The organism is Galactobacter caseinivorans, assembly GCF_003640665.1.
GTDB lineage: Bacteria > Actinomycetota > Actinomycetes > Actinomycetales > Micrococcaceae > Galactobacter > Galactobacter caseinivorans.
Genome location: NZ_QQXL01000011.1, coordinates 1 through 9,012, shown reverse-complemented (window position 1 = coordinate 9,012; position 9,012 = coordinate 1). Strand labels below are relative to the sequence as shown.

The following is a 9,012-nucleotide window of genomic DNA, read 5'->3' as shown; positions in this document are numbered from 1 at the left end:
ATGTGGGCCCAGAGTGGTGTGGGGTCGGCGTCGGGGCCAGGCATCTGCGCTGCGGGTAGGTCTGTTGCGGGGGTTGACGGTGGCTGGGGTGTGGGCGTGGTGGTGGTTCCTCCGACGGGGATGCCGTTGGGGTGGTTAAGGAGGATCCCGGGCGGGAGTGGGTTGTTCGTGGGGATGGGGGCGGGGAGATGTTCCAGGCCGGAGAGGGGCCGGGAGGGCTCGGGGCTGGGGACCGCATCTGTCGCGTGTTGGACAGGGAAGTGTGTGAAGCCGTCCGGGATGAACACGTGTGGGTCCACCGGCATGTGGGGTTTGGTGGCTGGGTAGCCCAGGAATTGGCGCAGGTTGGTGGCGTGGAGTTCTAGTTCTTGGTTGAAGCGTTCGCGGTTCCAGCCCCAGTCGTTGGTGGTCGCGAGTCGGTGGAGGCCCATGTATTCCATGTCGTCAAGAATGAACCGCATGGGAACGACGACGTCCTTGAACCCCCAGGACGATCCCGGGGCTTGGGGTGTTCCCATGGTGCGTTGCCGGTAGTCACTGGGGTTGGTGAAGATGGGGTCGTCGATTTGTCGGCTGAGGGGGAAGTATGGGGTGTTGGTGCGGTTGAAGAGGTGGGCGTAGCCGGTGAGGTTCGCGTACTCGGCAGGCCACCCGAGCAGAGACGTGCTCAAGCTGTTGGGGGTGCGTCTTCCTTCCTGGGATGCCAGGCGAATCATCATGGCTTCGAACAGGTGACGCATGGCGTCCTGGTACCCCAGGGCCGCCCAAAGGTTGGCCATGTAGCCCATCTCAAGCGTCGAGTTGACCTCGTCGATGCCCAGTGTGTTCTTCACTTTTTTGCCCATGAACTGTCGCACGCGCCGGTCGGTGTCCCTGGGAACAGCCGCCAGGGCGGCGTCGATCAATGTGTTGTAGATTTTCAGGTCTGCACGATTCATGGGCATGCGATCAAGCCCTCCGATCTATCAGAACGAACGTGCCTTTGGGCCACGGCGGGTCTGCAACGGGGCGTCGTCGCAACCTGGTTCCGACGACATCTAGCCAACTTCTCTCACATCTTGACATAGATCCGATGCCACGCACGATCAGCCGTCATGATGATCCACTTTATGGTGGAAACACTCCTGGCGAAAGATTGCCGCGTTCCCTTCCGCCTCCTTTCCCGGGCAAACGCCAGCACCGGGTCCGCGCCGCAGCAGAGGGCCTGATCGCACCCAGCCCTCGGCCGTGGCCCAGTGTCCCGCCCAAGCGGCGCCGGCGCGCTCACCCAGCCGTCGGCGTCGGGCACACCCCGTAGGATCGAGAGGTGAGCAGCTCTCATGACTTCGAGGTCATTGACCCGCAGACAGTAATAGACCCCAACGTGGATCAGCCGCGCATTGCCGCGGCCGTCCACGAGATCCTGCTTGCCATCGGCGAGGATCCGGAGCGGGACGGCTTGAAGGACACCCCGGCCCGCGTGGCCAAGGCGTATGCGGAGATCTTTTCCGGCCTGCACCAGGACCCGGCCGCGATCCTGGACAAGTCCTTCGATATTGGGCATTCGGAGCTGGTGGTGGTCAAGGACATTCCGTTCTACTCCACCTGCGAGCATCACCTGGTTCCCTTCCATGGGCGTGCCCACGTGGGGTACATCCCCGGCGAGGGTGGCAAGGTGACCGGGCTGTCCAAGCTGGCCCGGCTCGTAGATCTTTTTGCCAAGCGTCCGCAGGTGCAAGAGCGCCTCACCACGCAGATTGTGGAGGCGCTGGAGACTCACCTTGAACCGCGCGGCGCCATTGTTGTGGTGGAATGCGAGCACCTGTGCATGTCCATGCGCGGGGTCAAGAAGCCCGGCACACTCACCACCACCTCGGCCGTTCGTGGGCAGCTGCGAGAGCCGGCCACGCGCGCGGAGGCCATGAGCCTCATCCTCGGTCGGTAAGCGCGGCAGTCGCACGGCTGCCACCCACCGTCCACCCTGACTGGCCCCCGGCGGGCCGGCGCAGGAACCCCCGCACCACATCGCGAGACCCCCGAAAGGACCCTATGAGCCTCGCCGCCACCCCCGGTACCGGCCCCAACACCTCCCCGCTGATGATCCTGCGCGCCAAGCCGCGCAAGGCCGCGTGGGATGCCCTGCCTACTGATCGCACCTTGGTCATGGGGGTCCTGAACGTCACCCAGGACTCCTTCTCTGACGGCGGCCGCTACCTCGATGTGGACGACGCGATTGCTCACGGTCATGCCCTGGTCAAGGCCGGCGCGGACATCATCGATGTGGGCGGGGAATCCACCCGCCCGGATGCCGACTTTGTGCCCGCTGACGTGGAGGCAAAGCGCGTGGTCCCCGTGGTCGCGGCCCTGGTCGCCACCGGCGCAGTGGTCTCCGTGGACACCACCCACGTGGCCACTGCGGAGGCCTGCCTCAAGGCCGGCGCACACCTGATCAACGACGTTTCCGGGCTCACGCATGAGGCCGGGATGCCCGCGTTGATCGCCAAGAGCGGCGTGCCGTACGTGCTGATGCACCGCCGCGGCGATCAGCAGAGCATGGCTTCCCTGGCGCACTACACGGACACCGTCGCGGAGGTTGAGGCGGAGCTGTTGGAGCTGCGGGATCGCTTTGTGGCGCAGGGTGTCAAGCCGGAGCAAATTATCCTTGATCCTGGCGTGGGCTTTGCCAAAAACGCCTCCCACAATTGGGAATTGCTGCGCGCCACGGAGCGCTTCACCCGCCTGGGTCACCGCGTGTTGATCGGCACCTCCCGCAAGCGCTTCCTGGGGCGGCTGCTTCAGGAGCACCAGCTGCCACACGAGCCCACGGATCGGGACGCCGCCACGGCGGCCACCAGCGCGTTGGCCGCCTCACAGGGCGCCTGGTGCGTCAGAGTGCACGACGTCGCTGCGACCAGGGACGCTGTCCGCGTCGCCGCCGCGTGGGCGCACGGAGCAGCGCGGTGAATGCCGCCGCAGCTGCCGGGGCGTGGGACACCATCACCATCACGGGTATCGAGGCCACCGGCTTCCACGGAGTCTTTGACTACGAGAAGAGGGACGGCCAGCAGTTTCGGGTGGACCTGGTGCTGCACACCAGCACCAGGCTTGCCGCGGCCAGCGATGACCTGCGGGACACGATTGACTACGGCGGCGTGGCACAGGCCGTGGTGCAAGAAATTGAAGCTGGCCCGTATGACCTCATTGAGAAGCTGGCCAGCGTGATTGCCGAGCGCATCCTGAGCCAGTTCTCCCCGGCCGCGGTGGCCGTGGCAGTTCACAAGCCGCAGGCGCCCATCCCCGTGCCCTTTGACGACGTCATCATCTCCATTTACCGGGAGCGCGCATGAGCGCCGACCTGAGTGCCGTGCCCGCCGGCCCCGTCACTGCCGTGCTTGCCTTGGGCTCAAACCTGGGTTCCAGCCCGCAGATCTTGACGGACGCGGTGGCCCAGTTGGCCGCGCACGAGTTGGTGCAGGTCACGGCCGAGTCCCCGCTGGTGGTAACCGCCCCCGTGGGCGGCCCGCCGGATCAGCCGGAGTACCTGAATCAGGTCATTGAGGTGCGCACCACGCTCTCCCCGCTGGGGCTTTTGGGGCTGGCGCACCAGGTGGAGCAGGCCCACCACCGCGAGCGCATTGTCCGGTGGGGCCCGCGCACGCTGGACATCGACATCATCACCTTTGGCTCGCTCAGCAGCGACGACGAGGAGCTCACGCTCCCTCACCCGCGCGCCGCGGAGCGCGCCTTTGTGCTGACCCCGTGGTCCTGGATGGATCCGGGCGCCTTCATTGGCGGGCGTAGCGTTTTTGAACTGGCCGACGCCGCGGCGGATCGCGGCGGGGTGCGCCCCTACCGGGCACCAGCGCCGTCGGATCCGGCTGCGCCGGAAGCCCACCCAGTGCCGGAAGCCCACCCAGCGCCGTCGGGCATCACCGACGCCGGCGCAGCCGGGAAGGCGGCGCAGTCATGACCCCCCTGCGCGGTGCCGCTCTGGCCCTGCTCGCGACGGCGGCCGTCGCGGTGGGATGGGTGCTGAGCCTGCTGGCGGAGCGCCAGGGGTGGGCTACTCCGATCATGAGCTGGGTCTCGTTGCTCACGCTGATGGTCCTGGCCGTTGGCATGGTGAGCGCCGGATTGTGGGTCTACAGAACTCGCACCCGCAAGGCGCGCCGTGCCATCTCGCCGCTCGCGGCGGTGCGCGTGCTGGTCCTGGCGCAGTCCGCGGCCTATGTTGGCGCCACCTGGCTTGGCTGGCACGCGGGCGTACTGCTGCAGCTGGTCAGCGGCGGCGGCTTTGGCTCCGCCAATTCCTGGACCAGCCTGCTCCAGGTCGGTGGCGGCGTGGTGCTGGTAGTGGTTGGCTTTGTGGTGCAGGCGCTGTGCAAGATTCCGCCGACGGATGGGGACGGTGCTGACCGCCAGGCAGGCAAAAAACGACCCGAACAAGGAGGCGCTCCCGGTGTCCAAGGTGCTCGCTGACCCACCTTCCGAGCAGTGGACGCGGGTTTCGCCCAAGCTCACAGCGGTGGAGCAGATCGCCAACGTGATCGGCGGGCTCATCGCTTTGGCGGTGGTTTCCGTTCCGCTGGTGCTCCACCTCACCGGCGTGTGGTCCGGCTACCCTGCGTGGCTGGCCTGGCTGGTGCCAGGCGTGGTCCTGCTCAGCGTGGTGGTGGGCATGATCGTCACGCCCTTCCAGGTGCGCAGTCGTCGCTACGCGCTGCGTCAGGATGACGTTGCCGTGGCCCGGGGCGTGATCTATCACCGCACGGAGGTGATCCCGTACGGGCGCATCCAATACGTTGACGTGGTGGCCGGGCCGCTCATGCGCGCCTTTGGACTGTGCAAGCTGCAAATCCACACGGCGTCCCCGGACGCTCACCCAGAGATCACCGGATTGCTGGCCGCTGACGGAGCCGCCCTGCGGGATCAGCTCTCGCAGCGCGGTGAGGAGAGGCTGGCGGGGCTGTGAGCGCCACCCCGGGGGCCTCGGGACCGGATCCCGCCAAGTCTCAGGCCTCGGACCCGGCAGTGGTCGACGACGCCGGGTTCCCCTGGCAGCGCGTCCATCCGGCCACCCCGTATCTGCGCGGCTGGCTCGCGATTGTTGTCATCGTCTTTGCGTCCGGGCGCCAGTGGTTTGACGGGCTGTTTACCGGCGATGGGCTCAGCGACATCAGCGGGGCCCTGCCCTGGATCGTGGGCGGCACCGTGCTGGCTCTGATCATCATCGTGGCGCTGTTTTACGTGTCCTGGCGCTTCACCAAGTACCGCATCACTGACACGCAGGTGCAATTGCGCACGGGTGTGATCTCCCGCAAGGAGAGCGACGCACGCTTGGATCGGGTCCAGGCCGTGGACATCGGGCGGCCGCTCTTGCCACGGTTGTTTGGCCTGTCAGAGTTGCGCTTTGAGGTGGCCGACGGCGGCAGCAGCGCCTTCCGGTTGCAGTTCCTCGCCGCCGGGCAGGCCGAAGTGCTCCGCGCCGACATCCTGCGCAGGGCGGCCGGCGCCAAAGCGGCGACGGAAGCCGGCGCTGCGGGCGGGACTGGCACAGCCGGTGCGCATCAGCGTCTGACCGAACGCGCCAGCGGGTGGGCCCAACGCGCGGTCGCGGATCTTTCCGGGGAGGACGTGTACGGCAAGCTCCCGGGCGGTACGGCGGATGAGCGAGAACTGGTCCGCGTCCCTCCCGGCCGCATCCTGGGAGCCACCGCCCTGCGGATTCTGCCGTGGGCATTTCTCATGGCCGTGGCCGTCATCGCGGTGGCGATCTGGGCGGAGTCTGGCGTGGTGTTGGGAGTCGTCATCCCGGGCGGAATCGCGGTGGTGGGCGGCTTCTGGAGCGAGCTGAACGCCGGTTATGGCTTCCGAGCGTCCTGGTCCACGGATGGCCTGCGTCTCAAGCACGGCCTGACGGACACCCAGCACCGCACCGTCCCGCCGGGGCGCGTGCAGGCCATCATGATTCAGCGCCCGCTGACCTGGCGGCTCTTTGGCTGGGTGCGCGTGGAGGCGAATGTGGCCGGGTACGGGAACAGCGAAGAGGGCAAGGATGAGTCCCGTTCGGTGGTGCTCCCGGTGGGGACTTTCCAGGAGGCCATCGCCATCCTGGCGACGCTGCTGCCAGATCCAGGCGTTGATGATGCGATGGGCACGTTGACCAGAGGGCTGGACGGCAGCGGCGGCGACGAGTTTGTCACCACCCCGCGTGGCGCCCGTTGGCTGGCCCCGTTGGCGGGAGGGCGCCAGGGCTTCTTGGCAACCAGGACCGTGCTGTTGATCCGCACGGGTCGGCTCTCGCGCACCCTGTCCTTGGTGCCGCATGCGCGCACCCAGGGCGTCTTGGCCTCGCAGGGTTGGCTGGCCCGCCTGGCAGGCGTCGCGGCGGTGGAGCTGGCGACCACCGCCGGGCCCGTTCCCACGAGCATTCCCCACGTGGACGCTGCGGTGGCCAGCGAGTTGGTGACCTCACAGGTGCGCCGCACCGCGGAATCCGCGCGCCGCGAGGACCGCAATCACTGGCTGGCCCAGGACGGCGGGCAGGTAGCACGGCCGCAAGAGGAACAGTCATGACGCAGCCAGGGCGCTTGGGCGTGGGAATCATCGGCGCGGGCCGGGTGGGGCCCGTCCTGGGTGCCGCCCTGCGCGGCGCCGGACACGCGGTGGTGGGCGTGCACGCCGTCTCCGACGCTTCGCTGGAGCGCGCCGAGTTGCTGCTGCCGGGCGTGCCGGTGCTCAGCATCCCGGAGCTGCTGCGGCGGGCGGAGGCGGTGCTCATCGCAGTGCCCGACGACGCGTTGCCGGCTTTGGTCTCTGGCCTCGCCGAGGCGGGGCAATGGCGGGCGGGCCAGTTGGTGGTGCATAGCAGCGCGCGCTTTGGCGTGGACGTGCTGACCCCCGCGCGGGAGGCCGGCGTGATCCCGCTGGCGATTCACCCCATCATGGATTTCACCGGGACCAGCCTTGACCTGGCCCGGCTCAACGACGTGGCCTTTGGCGTCACAGCGGACGCCATGATGCTCCCTGTGGCGCAGGCCCTGGTCGTGGAGATGGGCGGCGAGCCCTTTGTGATTGCAGAGGAGGACCGCGCGCTCTACGCTGCCTCGCTCGCCCTGGCCGCGGACCCACTGGGCTCCGCCGCGGCCACCGCCTGGGAGGGACTGGCGGCTGTGGGCGTGGAGGATCCCTCGCGCCTGCTGGGAGCCCTGCTGCGAGCCGGGGTGGAGAACGCCCTGATGGCAGGTCCCGGTGCAGGGCTGCGCGCCGCCCGTCTGCGAGAACCAGGCGGCGTGGCCTCTGCCGCGCGTGCCCTGGCCTCGCCGGAGGCACCAGAGCTGGCCGCCCCGGTATATGACGCGGTGGTGAGGGCAGCCACCGCCAGGGCAGTGGCCCGCGGCGAGATCGACGCCGAGCGAGCCGCCGCCGTGCTGGACGCGCTGGGAGGCCCTGGCTCTGCGTGAGGTGATCAGGCGGGGTCCGGCAGGAGAAGTGAGCCCGCAGCGCTTAACCCGCGGTGCCCCAAGCGCCCGCCGCGCGTCGCAAAATCTCGCGGAAACCGGCCAACTCCTGGACCACGGAGGCCGCGCTAGCGCCGGTCGCCGTGCTCGGGACCAGGCCGGCTGACTGGCCCGCATACACCGGCGCAGCTGTGGGATCCCCCGCGGCTCGGGCGGCCCTCACGCGCTGTGCCGTGTCCATCGCGGGCGCGTCACCGGCGGCCAGTCCGGCGCGCAGCGCGTCCTCACGGGAGCCGGCCCAGGTGTCGGTGACCTGATTGGCCAGCGCGCGTCCGCCGTATTCGCGCGGCCAGGGGATGCCGAGGGAAAGGTCAAAGACGCTGGTGTAGACGGTGTCGGAGACCGACGCGGCGCTGACGGCCGCCTGTTGGGCTGCGGGAGAGAGGGACTCCGAGCACGGGATGAATCGGGTGCCTACCCACGCCGCGACCGCGCCGCTACCCAGCACGGCCGCCACCCCCGCCGCGGTGGCGATGCCGCCGGCCGCCCCCACTGGTTTGTGGCAGGTGGAGAGCGCGAGCTGGAGCAGGGGCAGGGTGGAGATGTCATTGAGCCCGTGGCCCCCGCCCTCGGCCCCGCGCACCACGATGAGGTCAATGTACGGATCCGACTCTGCCGCCGCGAGTTCCGCGGCATTGCCCACCTGCACCGCGACTCTTGCCCCGGCCTGGTGGGCGCGCTTGGCCGCGGCGGTGGGGTCACCGGCGGCCAGCGCAACGACGGGTGGGGAGTATTCCAGCACCGTGTCTAAGGCGGAGGCATCCAGTTCAAGGGACCAGGCCATGAGGCCCACGCCCCAGGAGCCGGGGAAGGCGGCGGCAGCCGGTGTTGCCGGGGCAGCTGACTGTGCCGGGGAAGGGGCCGGGCGTGCCGCGTCGGCGGCCAGGGACATCTCGCGACGGATCAGCTCTTCTGAGGCGCCGTGGCCCACAGCGACAAGACCCAGCCCGCCTGCCGCGCGCACGGCAGAGGCCAGGGCGCCGCCGGAGACGCCGGCCATGGGGGCGCTGATGATGGGCTCGGTGAGGCCAAGGTCGTGGATGGGATGGAAGGGTGCTTGCTGGCTCATGACTCCAGTTTGGGTCCAACGCGGGCCTGGGTCGAGGGCGCAGGGAGGAAGAGCGGGAGGTGGTGACGGGAGGGCGCGGCGACGGGCGCGGCGACGGGGGCGGTGGAGGCGCAGCCGGGGAGCGATTCTTGTGCGCATTATTTGCGAAAAGTGTGTGCATTGCGCAGGCACACAAACAGGGTTGGCCAGAACCCTGTGAGGCCCAACACTTTGAAGGGAAATTTTTGGGGTTCTGACGCCTGAGAGGCAGCGCCGCGGCGGTAGCGAAGGGCAGTGGATCCCAGTCATGGCGCGGAAGTTGGCCTCTTGCGCGCGGTGGTGATGGGCCCGCGGGAGGGGGTGTGCCCGATTTGGTGTGGGGTGGTGTGGGGTGTATTGTTTTCTCTTGTCGCCGCAACGAGTTCTGGTTGTTTCAGAGGGTGTTGGGGGGCGTAGTTTTCCTGG

Annotated in this window: 9 protein-coding genes and 1 pseudogene; 8 read left to right on the top strand and 2 right to left on the bottom strand. The window is 68.5% G+C overall.

The annotated features are described in order from the left end of the window. Positions 1–944 (bottom strand): annotated as a pseudogene (locus DWQ67_RS13490) (hypothetical protein); the annotation flags it as partial. Positions 945–1,306: 362 nt separating this feature from the next. Here DWQ67_RS13490 and folE point away from each other — a divergent pair. The 8 genes from folE (at position 1,307) to DWQ67_RS13450 (ending at position 7,442) form a co-directional block, all read left to right on the top strand. Further along, positions 1,307–1,924, top strand: coding sequence for a GTP cyclohydrolase I FolE (gene folE / locus DWQ67_RS13485; RefSeq protein ID WP_121486138.1), 618 nt, complete (start codon positions 1,307–1,309; stop codon positions 1,922–1,924). A 104-nt stretch (positions 1,925–2,028) separates the two neighbouring features. After that, on the top strand, positions 2,029–2,943 hold the full coding sequence (gene folP, locus DWQ67_RS13480) for a dihydropteroate synthase (RefSeq protein ID WP_121486137.1): 915 nt from the start codon (positions 2,029–2,031) through the stop codon (positions 2,941–2,943). Continuing rightward, on the top strand, positions 2,940–3,326 hold the full coding sequence (gene folB / locus DWQ67_RS13475; protein ID WP_121486136.1) for a dihydroneopterin aldolase: 387 nt from the start codon (positions 2,940–2,942) through the stop codon (positions 3,324–3,326). The genes folP and folB overlap by 4 nt, the downstream gene beginning before the upstream one ends. After that, positions 3,323–3,949: a 2-amino-4-hydroxy-6-hydroxymethyldihydropteridine diphosphokinase gene (gene folK, locus DWQ67_RS13470; protein ID WP_121486135.1), complete on the top strand. Its 627-nt coding sequence runs from the start codon at positions 3,323–3,325 to the stop codon at positions 3,947–3,949. The genes folB and folK overlap by 4 nt, the downstream gene beginning before the upstream one ends. After that, positions 3,946–4,458 carry a DUF3180 family protein gene (locus DWQ67_RS13465; protein WP_121486134.1) on the top strand — a complete coding sequence of 171 codons (513 nt, stop codon included), beginning with the start codon at positions 3,946–3,948 and terminating at the stop codon, positions 4,456–4,458. The genes folK and DWQ67_RS13465 overlap by 4 nt, the downstream gene beginning before the upstream one ends. Beyond that, on the top strand, positions 4,439–4,951 hold the full coding sequence (locus tag DWQ67_RS13460; protein WP_233556107.1) for a PH domain-containing protein: 513 nt from the start codon (positions 4,439–4,441) through the stop codon (positions 4,949–4,951). The genes DWQ67_RS13465 and DWQ67_RS13460 overlap by 20 nt, the downstream gene beginning before the upstream one ends. Next, positions 4,948–6,555: a PH domain-containing protein gene (locus DWQ67_RS13455; RefSeq protein WP_121486132.1), complete on the top strand. Its 1,608-nt coding sequence runs from the start codon at positions 4,948–4,950 to the stop codon at positions 6,553–6,555. The genes DWQ67_RS13460 and DWQ67_RS13455 overlap by 4 nt, the downstream gene beginning before the upstream one ends. Beyond that, a complete protein-coding gene (locus DWQ67_RS13450) occupies positions 6,552–7,442 on the top strand; it encodes a Rossmann-like and DUF2520 domain-containing protein (RefSeq protein WP_121486131.1) in 891 nt (296 codons plus the stop codon). Before DWQ67_RS13455 ends, DWQ67_RS13450 begins: the two co-directional genes overlap by 4 nt. Positions 7,443–7,485: 43 nt before the next feature. Here DWQ67_RS13450 and DWQ67_RS13445 read toward each other — a convergent pair whose 3' ends face one another. After that, positions 7,486–8,568, bottom strand: a complete 1,083-nt coding sequence (locus DWQ67_RS13445; RefSeq protein ID WP_121486130.1) for an NAD(P)H-dependent flavin oxidoreductase — start codon at positions 8,566–8,568, stop codon at positions 7,486–7,488. Positions 8,569–9,012 lie beyond the last annotated feature (444 nt).